This window comes from Reyranella sp. (assembly GCF_052439685.1).
Taxonomy (GTDB): Bacteria; Pseudomonadota; Alphaproteobacteria; order Reyranellales; family Reyranellaceae; genus Reyranella.
In genome coordinates, this window is the sequence record NZ_JBQVQG010000017.1 from 85,068 (window position 1) to 101,303 (window position 16,236).

13 protein-coding genes are annotated in these 16,236 nt (G+C 66.9%); 8 read left to right on the top strand and 5 right to left on the bottom strand.

Annotated elements, in window-relative coordinates:
* Positions 1 to 88 precede the first annotated feature (88 nt).
* The 3 genes from ACT6UX_RS20395 (at position 89) to ACT6UX_RS20405 (ending at position 2,014) form a co-directional block, all read left to right on the top strand.
* The gene (locus ACT6UX_RS20395) at positions 89 to 655 is read left to right on the top strand and encodes a VUT family protein (protein ID WP_444776981.1); all 567 of its coding nucleotides are present in this window, start codon (positions 89 to 91) and stop codon (positions 653 to 655) included.
* On the top strand, positions 652 to 1,098 hold the full coding sequence (locus ACT6UX_RS20400) for a TIGR01244 family sulfur transferase (RefSeq protein WP_444776982.1): 447 nt from the start codon (positions 652 to 654) through the stop codon (positions 1,096 to 1,098). The genes ACT6UX_RS20395 and ACT6UX_RS20400 overlap by 4 nt, the downstream gene beginning before the upstream one ends.
* A gap of 85 nt (positions 1,099 to 1,183) precedes the next feature.
* Positions 1,184 to 2,014 (top strand): universal stress protein, encoded by an 831-nt coding sequence (locus tag ACT6UX_RS20405; protein WP_444776983.1) that lies wholly within the window; start codon positions 1,184 to 1,186, stop codon positions 2,012 to 2,014.
* A gap of 153 nt (positions 2,015 to 2,167) precedes the next feature.
* Here the strand turns inward: ACT6UX_RS20405 and ACT6UX_RS20410 are convergent, their stop codons facing one another.
* Complete coding sequence (locus ACT6UX_RS20410; RefSeq protein ID WP_444776984.1) at positions 2,168 to 3,463, bottom strand: hypothetical protein; 1,296 nt, start codon at positions 3,461 to 3,463, stop codon at positions 2,168 to 2,170.
* 278 nt (positions 3,464 to 3,741) lie between these two features.
* On the opposite strand from ACT6UX_RS20410, the gene ACT6UX_RS20415 reads away from it, so the two are divergent.
* Together ACT6UX_RS20415 and ACT6UX_RS20420 are read left to right on the top strand one after the other, a co-directional pair.
* Positions 3,742 to 4,875 carry an efflux RND transporter periplasmic adaptor subunit gene (locus ACT6UX_RS20415; RefSeq protein WP_444776985.1) on the top strand — a complete coding sequence of 378 codons (1,134 nt, stop codon included), beginning with the start codon at positions 3,742 to 3,744 and terminating at the stop codon, positions 4,873 to 4,875.
* Between the two features lie 3 nt (positions 4,876 to 4,878).
* Positions 4,879 to 8,040 carry an efflux RND transporter permease subunit gene (locus tag ACT6UX_RS20420; protein WP_444776986.1) on the top strand — a complete coding sequence of 1,054 codons (3,162 nt, stop codon included), beginning with the start codon at positions 4,879 to 4,881 and terminating at the stop codon, positions 8,038 to 8,040.
* Here ACT6UX_RS20420 and ACT6UX_RS20425 read toward each other — a convergent pair.
* A complete protein-coding gene (locus tag ACT6UX_RS20425) occupies positions 8,029 to 8,856 on the bottom strand; it encodes a transglutaminase domain-containing protein (protein ID WP_444776987.1) in 828 nt (275 codons plus the stop codon). The genes ACT6UX_RS20420 and ACT6UX_RS20425 overlap by 12 nt on opposite strands.
* Before the next feature lie 81 nt (positions 8,857 to 8,937).
* Positions 8,938 to 10,023 carry a pyrimidine utilization protein A gene (gene rutA / locus ACT6UX_RS20430; RefSeq protein ID WP_444776988.1) on the bottom strand — a complete coding sequence of 362 codons (1,086 nt, stop codon included), beginning with the start codon at positions 10,021 to 10,023 and terminating at the stop codon, positions 8,938 to 8,940.
* A 128-nt stretch (positions 10,024 to 10,151) separates the two neighbouring features.
* Here rutA and ACT6UX_RS20435 point away from each other — a divergent pair, with 128 nt between their 5' ends.
* The 3 genes from ACT6UX_RS20435 to ACT6UX_RS20445 are packed head-to-tail and all read left to right on the top strand — an operon-like array spanning position 10,152 to position 13,841.
* Positions 10,152 to 11,426 (top strand): amidase, encoded by a 1,275-nt coding sequence (locus ACT6UX_RS20435; RefSeq protein ID WP_444776989.1) that lies wholly within the window; start codon positions 10,152 to 10,154, stop codon positions 11,424 to 11,426.
* Positions 11,427 to 11,436: 10 nt separating this feature from the next.
* On the top strand, positions 11,437 to 12,207 hold the full coding sequence (locus ACT6UX_RS20440; RefSeq protein ID WP_444776990.1) for an aspartate dehydrogenase: 771 nt from the start codon (positions 11,437 to 11,439) through the stop codon (positions 12,205 to 12,207).
* Between the two features lie 35 nt (positions 12,208 to 12,242).
* On the top strand, positions 12,243 to 13,841 hold the full coding sequence (locus ACT6UX_RS20445; protein ID WP_444776991.1) for a GMC family oxidoreductase: 1,599 nt from the start codon (positions 12,243 to 12,245) through the stop codon (positions 13,839 to 13,841).
* 76 nt (positions 13,842 to 13,917) lie between these two features.
* Here the strand turns inward: ACT6UX_RS20445 and ACT6UX_RS20450 are convergent, their stop codons facing one another.
* Together ACT6UX_RS20450 and ACT6UX_RS20455 are read right to left on the bottom strand one after the other, a co-directional pair.
* Positions 13,918 to 15,057, bottom strand: a complete 1,140-nt coding sequence (locus tag ACT6UX_RS20450) for a mandelate racemase/muconate lactonizing enzyme family protein (protein ID WP_444776992.1) — start codon at positions 15,055 to 15,057, stop codon at positions 13,918 to 13,920.
* Between the two features lie 3 nt (positions 15,058 to 15,060).
* Positions 15,061 to 16,200 (bottom strand): mandelate racemase/muconate lactonizing enzyme family protein, encoded by a 1,140-nt coding sequence (locus ACT6UX_RS20455; RefSeq protein ID WP_444776993.1) that lies wholly within the window; start codon positions 16,198 to 16,200, stop codon positions 15,061 to 15,063.
* Positions 16,201 to 16,236 lie beyond the last annotated feature (36 nt).

The following is a 16,236-nucleotide window of genomic DNA, read 5'->3' on the forward strand; positions in this document are numbered from 1 at the left end:
TCTCCTGGATTGTGCGCATCTAACGCAACCATAGCTGGCGGGTTCCCCAGGGTTCCAGCGCCGCGACGGACCTGCTACGAGCGCCGGCATGATTTCTCCGCGGCGGGCCAAACTCGGGGGCCTGGTTTATTTCCTGGGCTTCATCGCCTGCATCCCGCTCGCCAACTGGATGATCGGGAATGTGGGCGCGGTCTGCGTGCCGCAGGGTCCATGCCTGGTCCCGGTCTGGCCCTGGGGTCCGGACAGCAAGCCCCTGATGGCGCCCTCGGGTGTCCTGATGATCGGGCTGGCGCTGGTCCTGCGCGACCTCGTGCAGCGACGCCTGGGCCGCGGCGTCGCCGTCGGCGCCATCGCAGCCGGCGCCGCCCTCTCGGGGGCCGTTGCGCCGCCGCAGCTCCTGGTCGCCTCGGCGACGGCGTTCCTCCTGTCCGAGCTGGCGGACTTCGCGGTCTACACGCCGCTGCAGTCGCGCGGGCTCGTGCTGGCGGTGCTGGCCAGCAGCGTCGTCGGCCTGATCGCCGACAGTATCCTCTTCCTCTGGCTCGCCTTCGGCAGCCTCGAGTATCTGGCCGGCCAGGTCCTGGGCAAGCTCTGGATGGTGCTGCTGGCGCTTCCCTTCATTCACTGGATCCGCAAACGCGAGTTGTCGTCATGAGTCTTTTCCTCCTCCCGGTCGATGACCGCGTCTCCGTCTCCGGCCAGCTGAAGCCCGAGGACATGAACGAACTGGCCGCCGCAGGCTTCACCGCCGTCGTGAACAACCGGCCCGATGGCGAGGCGTTCTTCGGTCAGCCGAAGACGGCAGACCTGCGCACCGCCGCCCAGTCAGCCGGTCTGAAGTTTCTAGACCTGCCCTTTTCCGGCCCACGGGCGACGCCCGATCAGGTGCGTGCCTTCGCCGATCTGCTTGCCGCAGGAGACGAAAAGGTCGTTGCCTTCTGCAAGAGCGGCATGCGTTCGGCATTGTTGTGGGGCGCCGCGTCGCTGGCCAACGGCCGATCGATCGACGAGGTCGTGCAGGGCGCGCGCTCTGCTGGCCAGGAGCTGGTCGGCGTGGCGGAGCTGATGGTCGGCCTCGCGCAGGCGGCGCGCTCCTGAGCCGCCGACCGAAAGACTTGGCTTGCACCGGGGGCGTCGCCGCTCCTTAATCGCCCGTCCTGAAGATCCTTGGGGGAGTAATTCCATGTTGAAGTCGATTCTGGCCGTGTCCGAAGGCGGTCCCGATGCCGCGATGTCGTTCCGGCTGGCCGCCCGCGTCGCCGGCATTTTCGACGCCAGCGTGGATGCGCTGCATCTGCCGGTCGGGCCGGCCGGCGGCGCGATCGGTGGCCTCGCCATGAGCGGCGAGGCGATGCCGTTGATCATGAATCTCGACGACGAACGCCTCGAGGAGCGGGCCAAGGAATCGGACCGCGCCTACAAGGAGCTGCTCGGCGCCAACGCGGGCTCGACCTACACCGCCGCCGAAACCGCGACGCTCGACACGCTGGTCGCCATGGGCCGCTGCTCAGACCTGCTGGTGCTCGGCCGCCCGGGTTCCGATCCCGAGAACGTGGCGCCTGCCACCGTCGAAGCCGCCATCCACGAATGCGCGCGGCCCGTCATGATCGCCCCGCCGAATGCCGGTACTGGCGCCTTCGGCTCGATCATCGTCGCCTGGAACGGCAGCTTCCAGGCCGCTCGTGCCGTCGAATATTCCCTGCCGTTCCTGGCAAAGGCGAGTTCCATCACGCTGCTGATCGTCGGCTCCAAGGCCGACGATGTCGGCGCGTCCTATCTTGCGCGCAATCTCGGCCGTCACGGCATCAAGACCACCATCGACGCCATCGATCCCGGCGCGGTGTCGGGTCGCGCCCGCGGCCGCGCGCTGCTCGACTACACGCACGGCAAGGGCGCCGACCTGCTGGTGATGGGCGCCTACGGCCGCGGCCAGGTGATGAGCTTCCTCGGCCTGGGCGGCGCCACCGGCAAGGTGATCTCGTCCTGCCGCGTGCCGCTGCTGATGGCGCATTGAGGGATCGAATGCTTCCCCTTTGCGGGCTCCGCAAAGGGGAAGTGCCCTCGTCTTACGAGGGCGATGGGGTCATGCCCCCTCGGCCCCCCCAATTTGAATGGGGAGGACCATGATCGGCGCTTGATTCACTTGCTCGCGACGTCGTCGCAAGCCTCAGGGGCAGGAGCCGGCACCTTGGGTGACGACCTCCGGATCGCTGCAGGCGCTGCAGGCGTTGCTGTAGGTTTTTCGCGTGCCATCGCGCAGCTGGCCGCAGGCGGGACGATAGTCCTTGGTGCACATCTTCGGCCGCGGATCGGCGCAAGGTCCCCCGGCCACCGGCAGCGATTCAGGGGCGAGTTCGGCACGAGTCAGCCGAAACAGGAACGGCTGCGGCCGGTAGTCGCTCAGCGTGCCGAACATGAAAATCTTCGAACCCACGGCCGGCAGGGGACTGAGAGGGCGCATCATCGTCACGTCGAGCTCGACGACGTTGCCGGCCTGGGCCTCGTCCGTGATCGCGCCTTCGATGCGTTCGGGCGTGGCCGTGATCACCTTGAACGGAAGCTTCAGCCGCTGGCCGCCCTGCTGCCTGTCGCCGATCGCCTTCCACACCGTCTCGGCGGCACGCTTGTTGGCCGGGCTGACGTCGCGATGGCGAAGCACCAGCACCCATTGCGCGGGCGTCAGCTTGGCCGGCTCGTTGTCTTCGAGGATTTCCAGCGCCCGATCCGGCGGCGTCATGGCCCGCGGAATCGACTTCTTGAAGTTGGCGGGCGGTGCCGTTTCGTTGACGACGCGCGAGACGATCCCATCCCAGCCTTCCTCGCTTCCGCGATAGACGCTGTAGCGCGAGCGAACGTAGCGATCGATGTCCTGCGCGGCGGAATCGTTCTTCGCGGCCCGGGCGATGGCGATCGAGCGGGCGCCGTACCAGAAGCCCAGCGCATCGACCGGCGATCCCTCGAGCTGGGCCACCGCGTACTGATAGATGTCCTGCAGGTTGGCCGGATCGGCCGCCACGGCCAGGCGATAATATTCGCGCGCCTTGTCGTAATCCTTGGCTTGCAGCGCGGCGAAGCCCAGCACGCCGTTGAAGACGCCGGCCATCTGCTCCTTCACCTGCGTAAAGCCGGCATCGTCGAGCAGCGCGGGCTTCTGCCACTTGGGCATCACGGCGAGACCGCGCTCTGCCGCAGTGACGGCCGCCGCCAGGGCCGAAGTGTCCCCGCCCGCGGCCTTGAGGCGCCCGACATAGGCCCGGTTGGCCAGCGCGCGCACATTGTCCGGATCGACCTGGAGCAGGCGCGCGACCAGCACATCGGCCTTGGCCGGCTGGTTGGCCGCCTGCCACGCCGAGATTGCCTGCTCATGGGCCTCGAGCCGCAGCGCACTGCCCGGATACCAGGCGATGAACACCTCCATCGCCTGCGCCCGCCGGGTCGGGTCCTTGGTGTTCAGCGCAGCCATGTAGCTGTCGTACTCGGCGGGGTTGCCAAAGGAACTACGCTGGGCGGGACTCCCGGCTGAGGAGGGGGGAGTCTGCGGAGGCGTCTGTGCGGCAGCATTGAAGGACGCGACGGCACACGCCGCCGCGAAAACGATAGCCAACCACCGCCATGCTGCCATTCCCGACTCCTCCTCGATCACGCGCTATGTTGCAAGACTCATCTCGACCTTGAATTGCCGTGACCATTTGGGCGAATTAAGGCACTGTTCCCGCGATACTTTTGAGCGGGGACTGCAAGATGAAAGACCGACGTTCGACGGCTTCGATGCTCGTCGCTGCGGCGCTTTGGGCTGCCTGCAGCATGGCTCCGGCGCTCGCTCAGCAGCCGGGCGCCCCGCCCCCCGCCGTTCTCGTCCAGGCCGCCGAACTGAAGCCGATCGCCGACCAGGCCGAGTTCATCGGTCGCGCCGCTGCCGTCGACAAGGTCGAGCTGCGGGCGCGGGTGAAGGGCTTCCTCGGGCCGCGCAAGTTCGCCGACGGCGACCAGGTCAAGAAAGACCAGCTCGTCTTCACCATCGAGCCCGAGACCTACCAGGCAGCGGTCGACCAGAAGAAGGCCCAGCTCGACGCCGCCCGCGCGGCGCTGGCCAACGCCGAGACGCAGCTGAAGCGCGCCGCCGAGCTGCTGCGCAGCAACACCGGCACCCAGGTCACCTACGACCAGCGGCTCTCCGAGCAGCTCCAGGCCAAGGCGCAGGTCGAGGATGCCAGCGCCCAGCTTCGCGACGCCGAACTCCAGCTCTCCTACACCGATATCAAATCGCCGATCGACGGCCGTATCGGACGGGCCGCCTTTTCACCCGGCAATCTCGTCAGCCCCGACTCTGGGGTGCTGGCCACCGTGGTCAGCGAGAATCCAATCCGCGTGCTCTTTCCCGTGACCCAGCGCGAGCTGCTCGACGCGCGCCGCGAGCAGGCCGCCGATCCGAACGGCATCGTGGTGCGCGTCCGGCTGGCCGACGGCTCGATCTACAAGGAAAAGGGCAAGATCGACTTCATCGACAACACGGTCGACGCCAAGACCGACGGCCAGATCGTGCGCGCCACCTTCCCGAATCCGGAAGGCATGCTGACCGACGGCCAGACCTTGCGGGTCATCATCGAGGGCGAGCAGGTACCGACCTCGGTGGCGGTGCCGCAGGCGGCCATCGCCCAGGACCAGACCGGCGCCTACCTGTTCGTCGTCAACGACAAGAACGTGGTCGAGCAGAAGCGCGTCCGTACCGGCGTGTCGCGCGACGGCATGGTCGCCATCACCTCCGGCCTCCAGGCCGGCGAACGGGTGATCGTCCAGGGCCAGCAGCGCGTGAGGCCGGGCATGACGGTCAATCCAAGCGTGGCACCGCCTTCCGCCTCGACGCAGAAGCAATAAGCCATGACGATCTCGTCGCTGTTCATCCGCCGGCCGCGGCTGGCGTTCGTCATCTCGACCGTCATCACCATCGCCGGCATCATCGCCATGACGGCGATGCCGGTGGCGCAGTTCCCCGACATCGTGCCGCCGCAGGTCCGCGTCACCGCGACCTATCCCGGCGCCTCCGCCCAGGCGGTCGAGGAAAGCGTGGCGCAGGTCATCGAGGCGCAGGTCAACGGCGTCGAGCGCATGCTCTACATGAAGTCGACCTCGGGCGGCGACGGCAGCTACCAGCTCACCGTCAGCTTCGAGGTCGGATCCGACCCCGACCTCAACACCGTCAACGTCACCAACCGGGTCAACCAGGCGCTGGCCCTCCTGCCGCCCGAGGTGCAGCGGCTGGGCGTCACGACCAAGAAGCAATCCTCGGCGCTGCTGCAGGTCGTGGCGGTCTATTCGCCCAACGGCTCACGCGACGCGCTCTTCCTGTCGAACTTCACGACCATCACCCTGCTCGACACGCTGCGGCGCGTCCCGGGCGTCGGCGACGCCACGCTGTTCGGCGCGCTCGACTATTCCATGCGCATCTGGCTGAACCTCGAGCGCATGGCGAGCCTCGACATCACCCCCAACGAGGTGGTGCAGGCGGTCCAGGCCCAGAACGTCCAGGCCGCGGTCGGCCTGGTGGGCGCGGCACCGCTGCTCGACGACGTCAGCTTCCAGCTCAACATCACCACCCAAGGCCGCCTCGTCACGGTCGAGGAGTTCGAGAACATCGTGGTGCGGGCCAAGTCCGACGGCGCGATGGTCAGGATCAAGGACATCGCGCGGGTCGAACTCGGCGCCAAGACCAGCGACCAGCTCGGCCGCTACAACGGCCAGGCCGCGGCCGGCATCCAGATCTACCAGCTGCCCGGCGCCAACGCGCTGGCCACGGCCCAGGGCGTGCGCAACGCGATCAAGGCGCTGGAACCGCGCTTCCCCGAGGATGTCGCCTACAACGTGATGTACGACACCACGGTGTTCGTGAAGGCCACGATCGAGAGCGTGATCCACACGCTGATCGAGGCCTTCGTCCTCGTGGCGATCGTCGTCTTCATCTTCCTCGGCAACCTGCGCGCCACGCTGATCCCGATCATCGCGGTGCCGGTGGCCCTGATCGGCACCTTCGCCGTCATGCTGGCGCTCGGCTACTCGGCCAACACGATCTCGCTGCTGGCGCTGGTGCTGGCGATCGGCATCGTCGTCGACGACGCCATCGTGGTCGTCGAGGCAGTCGAGCACATCCTGGAGCACGAGCCCGAACTCACGGTCGCCCAGGCGACCGAGAAGGCCATGGGCCAGGTCACCGGACCGATCATTGCCATCACCCTGGTGCTGCTGTCGGTGTTCATCCCGACCGCCTTCATCCCCGGCATTTCGGGGCAGCTCTACTCGCAGTTCGCCGTGGCCGTGTCGGTCTCGATGATCATCTCGGCGATCAACGCGCTGTCGCTGTCGCCGGCGCTGTGCTCGCTGATCCTGCGTCACCGCAAGAAGCCGACCGGCGTCATGGGGTGGATGCAGGGCCGCATCGACAGAACGCGCGACGGCTACACCAAGGTCGTGACGCCGCTGGCGCGTCGCGGCATCGTCGCGCTCCTGCTGGTCGTGGGCTTCGCCGCCGCGACCGGCGGCATCGGCTCCATGGTTCCCTCCGGCTTCCTGCCCGACGAGGACCAGGGCGCCTTCATGGCCGAGGTCCAGCTGCCCGACGCCGCGTCGACCAACCGCACGCTCGCGGCCGTCGCGGAAGTCGAAAAGACCATCGCGGACAAGCCCTGGAAGCAGAGCGTCTTCACCGTCTCGGGCTACAGCCTGATCGACGGCCTCGCTTTGCCCAACCGCGCGCTGGTCGTGGTCGAGCTGAAGCCGTTCGATCAGAGAAAGGACGCCTCGCTGTCGGTGTTCCAGGCCCTGAAGGAACTCAACATCGCCTTCAGCCAGATCGCCTCCGCCAACGTCTTCGCCTTCAACCTGCCGCCCATCATGGGACTGGGCAATTCGTCGGGCTTCGAGTTCGTGGTGCAGTCGCTCGCCGGCGCCTCGCCCAGCGATCTCGCCGCCGTGGCGCGCGGCGTGATGATCTCGGCCCAGGAAGTGCCGGAACTCGCCGGGGTCTACACGACCTACAGCGCCTCGACGCCGCAGATCAACCTCAAGCTCGACCGCGAGCGCGCCCAGGCGCTGGGCATCTCGATCTCCGACATCTTCTCGGCGATGCAGACGTCGCTCGGCGGCGCCTACACCAACGACTTCAACCTGTTCGGACGAACCTGGCAGGTGAAGGTGCAGGCCGATGCCTCGGACCGCAGCAAGGTGAACGACGTGTTCCGCGTGCGGGTGCGCGCATCGAGCGGCGAGCTCGTGCCGTTGCAGGCGGTGGCGAACATCGAGATGGTCACCGCACCCTCCTCGGTCGTCCGCTACAACAACCTGCGCTCGGTCGTCGTGAACGGGGCGCCGGCGCCGGGCTACTCCTCGGGCGACGCCATCGCCGCCATGGAGAAGCTCGCGACCCGCACCCTGCCCGCCGGCTACGGCTTCGAATGGACCGGCACGGCGCTGCAGGAAAAGGCGGCCAGCGGCCAGACCGGGTTCATCCTGGGCCTCGCCGTCGTCTTCGCCTACCTGTTCCTGGTCGGCCTCTACGAGAGCACGGCGATCCCGGTGGCGGCGCTGCTGTCGGTCATCGTCGGCCTGTTCGGCGCCGTGACGGCGCTGCTGATCGCCGGCCTCGACAACAACATCTTCGCCCAGATCGGCATCGTGGTGCTGATCGCGCTCGCTGCCAAGAACGCCATCCTGATCATCGAGTTCGCCATGGCCGAACGCGCCAAGGGTGCCGACGTCGTCACCGCGGCGACGACGGCCGCCAGCCTGCGCTTCCGCGCCGTCATGATGACCTCGTTCGCCTTCATCCTGGGCCTGGTGCCGCTGGTGATCTCCTCCGGTGCCGGCGCCGCCACGCAGCGCGCCGTCGGCACCGCGGTGTTCGGCGGCATGCTCGCGGCCTCGTTCCTCGGCATCTTCGTGATCCCGGGCCTCTACGTCGCGTTCCAGCGCTTCCGCGAGACCGTGAAGGGCTGGATGGGCGTCAAGCCCGCGGCGCCGGCGGAGACACCCGCCAAGTCAGAGCACTGAGGCCGTACCCTCGAGCCACGGTGGGCGTGGTTCGGCCGTCGGCATCTCCGGATGGGCGGCGATCTCGTCGACCTCGGTGCACTCGGTTTCCGAAAGGGAGTGGTGTGCCACGGTGGCCCGCCGCCACGTATCCCAATCCGACGTCTCGCGTCCGTTCACCGAATGGTGGTCACGCACGACGTTCACGCGCACGAACCACAGGCCGCTCGCCTGCGAGCCATGACCGAAATCCATGGGATCGGCTTCGCCCGCACGACAACGACGCCACGCTTCACCGGCGGTAATGAACATGTCGTCCGGCAGGTCTGCGAGATCGAACCCGATGCCCAGACGCGGCGCGATGATGGGGTCGAGCTGCGCATCCGCGCGGCGCCAGCGCCCCTCATGCCAGTATTCGCAGATCCAGTGGTCCTCCCAGACACGCGTGAAGTAGGTCGCGAAGCCGCAGCGTACGCGCGACGGCACGCCTTGCTGGCGCAGCATGCCACACAGCATCAACGCGTAGTCGCGACAGGTCCCGACGGCACGCCGGTCCGGCGCCCGCTCCGTTGTCAGGGCGGATCCGTCGAGATCGGCGATCTGCCTGAGCCGGCCAGCCAGCGGCAAGGTCTCGCGCGAGACCGTACGGAACTGGGCCTCGTCGACCCCGTAGGCCGCGAGCCAGTCGGAATGGATCAGAACGCCCTGCACGACATGGCAGAGCGCTGCGACATCGACGGGCAAACCGTCGAAGTTCAATGATCCGGCACCGGGGTCCGACATCTCCCCGTGACGCCGCCAGCGTCCGGGGTGTTCCATGGTCGTCATGCCGACCATGGTAGCAGGTCCTCCCTGAAAGCGGCGCTCCCGGACATCGCTTCGCGATGTCCTGACGCTCACAGGCCGAGCTTGCTCGGCCTAAGCGGCGGCTTTGACCAGGCGGTCGCTGCGGCACTTCATGAGCGGCTGGATGTGCTGGCCGAACTGGTCCATGCCGGCCAGGAAGTCGTCGAAGGTCAGCATGATGCCCTTGGTGCCGGGAACCGTGGCGCATTCGTCGAGCATCTTCGCCACGCTGGCATAGGAGCCGACCAGAGTGCCCATGTTGAAGTTGATGGCCCCTTCCGGCGCCGAGATCGCCTTGGCGGTGCCGCCTTCGGCCGCGTTGGGATCGGCGTCGGCCTGGCCCGACATCCAGGCCATCGCCCCCATGTCGGCACCCTCGTTATAGAGCTTCCACTTGGCCATCGCCTTCTCGTCGGTCTCGTCGGCGATCACCATCATCAGCACATAGTTGCCGACGTCGCGGCCGGTCTTCGCGGCCGCCTCGACCATCAGCTGGTTGGTCGGGGCATGGGCGGTTGGCGTGTTCACCCCCTTGCCCAGGGTGAAGTTGTAATTGCAGTAGGTGGCACCGAACTCCATGCCGCGCGGGCTCTGGCCGGCGCTGACGATCTTGATCGGCTCGTTCGGACGCGGGGAAAGCTTGCAGTCCGACATCTGGAAGTACTTGCCCTTGAAGTCGGAGGTGCCGGTCTCCCAGAGCTCCTTCATCACCGTCACGAACTCCGTGGAATAGTCGTAGCGGTAGCCGAAATAGGCCTCGCCGGGCCACAGGCCCATCTGCTCGTACTCGTCCTTGGCCCAGCCCGACACGATGTTGACGCCGAACCGGCCATGCGAGATCGAATCGATGGTCGAGGCCATGCGCGCGATGATGGCGGGCGGGATGGTGAGCACCGCGACCGACGCATAGAGCCTGATGCGCTCCGTCACCGCGGCCAGTCCCGCCATCAGGGTGAAGGATTCGAGGTTGTGGTCCCAGAACTCGCTCTCGCCGCCGAAACCGCGCAACTTGATCATCGACAGGGCAAAATCGAGCCCGTAGCCCTCGGCTTTCTGCACGATCTGCCGGTTGAGATCGAAGCTCGGCATGTATTGCGGCGACGTCTTGGAGATCAGCCAGCCGTTGTTTCCGATCGGAATGAACACACCGATGTCCATGGAGCCCTCCTTGCGTATGGACTCCCGGCAGCAAGCGGCATGCCAGCCGGCGAATCCCGCACGGGCTACCCTTCCGCCGGCGGCTCGGTCATCATGCGCAGCACGAGCTGAAAAAGGGGAATGAGCGAATGGCGAAATCGCCCAACAAGCTGTCGGCCAGCGAAGCGATCCTGCGCATGTCGCAGAAGCGCCTGAAGGCCCGCGATCTCGTCGAAGCCTGCCTCGACCGGATCAAGCTCCGCGAGGGGCAGGTGCATGCGTGGGAGGAACTCGACGCCGAAGGCGCGCTCAAGCGCGCCGACAAGCTCGACAAGCGCGCCAAGCCGGTGGGACCGCTGCATGGCATCCCGCTCGCCGTGAAGGACATCATCTCGACGAAGACGATGCCCACCACCTGCGGCTCCCCGATCTATCGAGACCATGTCGCGGGCCGTGACGCCGCCTGCGTGACACAGCTCGTGAACGCCGGCGCCATCGTGCTCGGCAAGTCGGTGACGACGGAATTCGCCGGTGCCCATGCCGGCAAGACGCACAATCCGCACAACCTGCGCCATACGCCGGGCGGTTCCTCCTCCGGCTCGGCCGCTTCGGTCGCCGACACGATGGTGCCCATCGGGTACGGCACACAGACCTCGGGCTCGGTGATCCGTCCCGGCGCCTTCAACGGTGTCGTTGCCTACAAGGGCACCTACGGCTGGGCCGACACGACGGGCATCAAAACCTATGCAAAGAGCCTCGACACGCTGGGCTTCTTCACGCGCACGGCCAACGACCTGGCGCTGATCCGCGCCGCCTACGGCCATGCCCCGGCCGATCCGCCCCTACACGCCCCGCGGATCGGCTTCTGCCGCACCCTGTGGTGGGACCAGGCCGAGTCGTACAACAGGAAGAACATCGAGGTCGCCGCCCGGACCTTGCGGGCCGGCGGCGCCAAGGTGCGCGAATGGGAAATGCCCGAGAGCTGGGGGCCGCTCATCACCGCGCACAACCGGGTGATGACCAAGGAAGCGACCCAGCACTACGGGCCGGAACGCGCCCGCTTCCCCCACCTCCTGTCGCCCAGCCTGACGGCAAGCCTCGAGGTGGGCGACAGCGTCACGCGCGCCCAGCTCGCCGATGCCACGAAGCGCAAGCGCCGCGCGCTGGCCGATCTCGTCCAGGTGTGGGAACGCTTCGACTTCCTGATCGCCCCTGCCGCCCGCGGCGAAGCACCGGCAGGTCTCGGCTACACCGGCGATCCGATCTTCAACCGCTTCTGGACCCTGCTCGGCACGCCCTGCATCGCCCTGCCCTTCAATGCCGGACCGTTCGGCCTGCCGCTGTCGGTGCAGTTGATCGCGCCGCTGCGCGGCGACGACCAGCTCATCGCCTGGGCCCGCTGGGTGGAGGCCCGCCTCTCGTGAAGCTCGGCCAATGAAACTGGGACTGATCGGCTACGGCGCGATCGGCAAGCACATCGAAGCCGCCGGCCTCGAGGGCATCGAACTGGTCTCCGTCCTCGTGCGCCGACCGCGACAGGAAGGTGTGCTGACGCACGAGCCCGACCGGTTCTTCGCCCACGGCTTCGACGCCGTGGCCGAATGCGCCGGCCACGAAGCCGTCCGCACACATGGCCAGCGCGTGCTGGAAAGCGGCGCGGATTTCCTCGTGACGTCCGTCGGCGCCTTCACCGACACGGTCCTGTTCGAGCGGCTGCTCGCCGTGGCAAAAACCAATGGCGTGAGGCTCATCCTGCCGTCGGCCGGCATCGGCGCACTCGACATATTGAGCAGCGCCGCGGTCGGCGGGCTCGACCGCGTCACCGTCACGGTGCGCAAGGATCCCTCGGCCTGGAAGGGCACGATTGCCGAAACGCTGGTCGATCTCGACGGGCTGAAAGCCCCGTACACGGTCTTCGACGGACCGGTACGCGAGGGCGCTCGGCTCTATCCGCAGAACGTCAACATCTCGGCCGCTGCCGCGATCGCCGGGCTCGGCCTCGACAAGACCCGCCTCGTCATCGTGGCCGATCCCACCATCACCACGCACATCGTCGAGCTGGAAGCCAAGGGCACCTTCGGCCGCTTCACCTTCATGGAAGACGTGGCCGTCAGCGAGGAGAACCGCAAGACCGGCAAGCTGGTCGCCATGGCGATGGTGAAGTCGGTCCGCCAACTCGCGTCGACGCTCGTGGTCGCGGCCTGAAGAGAAGCCACCTTCACAAGAAGGGGAGGAAACATATGGAAGAGTTCGACTATGTCATCGTCGGCGCCGGCGCCGCGGGCTGCGTGCTGGCCAGTCGCCTGTCCGCGTCGGGCAAGAACACAGTCGCGGTGATCGAGGCCGGCGGCAAGGACAACCACATCTGGATCAAGGTGCCGGCCGGATTCAACAAGACGGTCTACAACGACAATCTCAACTGGGGCTACGAGACCGCGCCCGGTCCGCACATCGACGGCCGGAAGATCCGGTTTCCGCGTGGAAAAGTGCTGGGCGGCTCAGGCTCGATCAACGGCCATCTCTATGTGCGCGGCCAGTCGGCGGATTACGACACCTGGGCGCAGCTCGGCTGCCGCGGCTGGTCATGGGACGACCTGCTGCCCTACTTCAAGCGCGCCGAGAGCCGCACAGGCGGCAGCGACGAGACGCGCGGTCGCGCGGGTCCGCTCGTCATCGAGGACCAGCGCGATCCGCACGTTTTGAGCGACGCGTTCATGGCCGCCAACGAGGCGCTCGGGCTCAAACGCTCGCCCGACTACAACAGCGGTGACCAGGAGGGCACCATGCTCTACCAGAACATGATGAAGGGCGGCCGGCGCTGGAGCCCGGTCGACGCCTATCTGCGTCCCGCGATGGGCCGGCCCAACCTCAATGTGATCACCCATGCGCTGGTCGAGCGCATCGACCTCGAAGGCCGGAAGGCCGTCGGCATCACCTATCGCCAGGGCAGTCAAACGAAGCAGATCCGCGCCCGCCGCGACGTGATCCTGAGCGGCGGCGCCATCAACACGCCGCAGCTCCTGCAGATCTCCGGTATCGGCAATGGCGACGACCTGAACGCCATCGGCGTCGCGGTGAAGCATGCCCTGCCGGGCGTCGGCCGCAATTTGCGCGACCATTACGCCGTCCGCGTCTCGGCGCTGGTCAAGGGCGCGGGATCGCTGAACGAGAAGAGCCGCGGCCTGCCGCTGGTGGGCGAGGTCTTGCGCTATGCTCTCACACGCAGGGGACTGCTGACGGCGGCGCCGAGCCATGCCGGCGGCTACTTCAAGACGCGACCGGGCCTCGCCACGCCCGACATGCAGCTCTACTTCGCACCGGCCAGCTATATGCCCGGCCGCTACGGCACGTCGGAACTGGATCGCGTGCCGGGCATGACGCTCGGCGTGTCGCAACTGCGGCCCGAGAGCACGGGTCACGTCAAGGCGACCAGCGCCGACCCCACGGCCAAGCCCGAGATCCAGCCGAATTATCTTGCCGTCCAGCATGATCGCGACGCGCTGCTGGCGGCGATGAAGTACCTGCGCAGGCTGACCGACACGCCGCCCCTCAGCGGCTACGTGATCGAGGAGAACCTGCCGGGACCGTCGGTCCAGACCGACGAGCAGTGGATGGCGCATGCCCGCGCCACCGGCTCGACGACCTACCACCCGGTCGGCACCGCCAAGCTCGGCAGCGATCCGATGGCCGTCGTCGATCCGCTGAGCATGCGCGTGATCGGCCTGGAAGGCCTGAGGATCGCCGATGCCTCCTGCATGCCGACCATGGTCTCGGGCAACACCTATGCCGCGACCAACGCCATCGCGGAGAAGGCGTCGGATCTGATTCCCGTCACGTAGTCTTTCAATGGAGCGCGCCACTCCAGTGGCGCATCAAGATCATGAGCGCCACTGGAGTGGCGCGCTCCAATGAAACTCAGACGTACCCAGGTCCCTCGATGACCGGATGGGCGATCAGGAATTGCTCGTCGATCTCGACGCCGATGCCGGGTCTGTCGAGGGGGCGGACGGTTCCGTCCTTGCCGATCTCCCACGGCGCGCTGCCCAGCTCGTCGCGGAACTTGTTGGCCACGGACAAGTCGGCTTCGAAGTAGCCGCCATTGTCGATCGACGCCAGGAAGTGGATCGACACGGCATGGTTCAGGCCCGTCATCGAACTGTGCGGATGGATCGGCAGCTTCCACATCGACGCGGCGGCCGCGATGCGCTGCACCTCGGTTATGCCGCCGCTCTTCGACAGGTCGGGCTGCAGGATGGTGATGTTGCCGTCCTCGATGATCCGGTGGAACTCGAAGCGCGTGTAGTGGTTCTCGCCGGCCGCCAGCGGCGTCGCGCCCCAGCCCTTGGCCATCGCGTAGGAGCGGTGGTCGTGCGCCGGAAATGGCTCCTCCAGCCAGGCGATGCCCAGCTCGTCCATCGCCGGCATCACGCGCCGCACATCCTCGACCGTGTAGCCGGTGTTGGCGTCGGTCAGCAGGACCATGTCGTCGCCGAAGCGCTTGCGCACCGCGGTCATGCGCGCGATGTCGTTCTTGACGCTGTCGCCGACCCTGAGCTTCAGCGCCCTGTAGCCCGCCGCGACCATGGGTTCCGCCTCATCGGCCAGCGATTCCGGCGCCTGATAGCCCAGCGAGATGCCGCCGGCATAGGCCGGCACCGGCCTGTTGGAGCCGCCTAAAAGCTTGTAGAGCGGCCAGCCCACGGCCTTGCCCTTGATGTCCCACAGCGCCTGGTCGAGGCCGCTCATCGCCATGGCGGTGGCCGCGCCCATGCCGTGGCTGCCGAGCTGGAACTTGTAGATCTTGGCCCAGATGCCGACCGTGTCAGTGGCGTCCATGCCGACCACGAAGCCCTTGAGCGTCGTGTTGATCAGGTGGCCGATGCTGCCCGGCGAGCGCGCATGGTGGCTCTCGCCCCAGCCCACGATCCCGTCCTCGGTCGTCACCTTGACCATCACGCAGTCGCGCTTGGTCATGGTGCCGATGCCGAGCGACACCTGCAGCTCCTTGGGCACGCGATAGCTGGTCGGATAGGCCTTTACGTCGACGATTTTCATGGCTCAGGCCACCTTGTATTTCTTCAGCACCTCGCGATCGATCTCGATGCCGAGACCGGGGCCCGTCGGGACCTTCACGATGCCCTTCTTCTGCTCGATCGGCTCCTGCGCCAGGTGGTCACGCAGCGGGTTGGGCGTCTGCTCGAACTCGAGCATCGGCGGCATCGGACGGAAGGCCGGCGGTTGGTCCGGCAGGGCTGCGAGGAACTGCACCGTGGCGGCGAGGCCGATGGCCGAGCCCCATGCATGGGGTACGCATTCGACGCCGAAGGCCGAGGCGAGCGTCGCGATCTTGCGGCATTCCGAGAAGCCGCCGGCAGCACACAGGTCGGGCTGAACGATGTCCATGGCCTTGCGCGCGATGACGTCGCGGAAGCCCCAGCGCGTGAAATCGTTCTCGCCGCCGGCCACCGCCATGTCGAGCGCACGCGTCACCTCGATATAGCCGTCATGGTCCTCGGGGCTGATCGGCTCCTCGAACCAGAGGATGTCCTGATCTTCCAACATGCGGCCGAGCTTGATGGCGTTGGGCACCGAGAAGCAGTGGTTCGCGTCGACCGCCAGCTTCACGTCCGGACCGATCGCCTCGCGCACCGCGGTGACGCGCTTGGCATCGAGCTTCAGGTCGCCGAGGCCGATCTTCATCTTGATCGCCTGGAAGCCAGCATGCTTGAACTCCAGCGCCTCCTCGACCGCCTCGTCGATCAGGCGGTTCATGTCGATGAAGTAGAGCCCGGTCGCGTAGGGAATCACCTCGCTGCGATAGGCGCCGCCGATCAGCTTGTGCACCGGCTTGTTCACGGCGCGGCCCATGATGTCCCACAGCGCGATGTCGATGCCGGAGATGGCCGAGATCGCCATGCCGGTCGTGCCGTAATCCTTGATCCTGTTGTAGAGGTCTTCCCAGATCGCCTCGACGTCGAACGGATCGCGGCCGACCACGCGCGCCTTGTACTGCGTCTCGACGAAGGTCTTGGCGACGGCGGCCGGCCCGTAGCACTCGCCCCAGCCGGTGATGCCCTCGTCCGTCGAGATCTCGACCAGGCAGGTCGAGCGCGTGCCATAGACCCAGCCGCGCGCCGAGACGAACGGCTTGTCGACCTTGCAGCTCAGGATGTGGCAGACGACGTCGGTAATTTTCACTTTTCTTTTCCTCCCAGACTCAGCGGCGTCACTCTT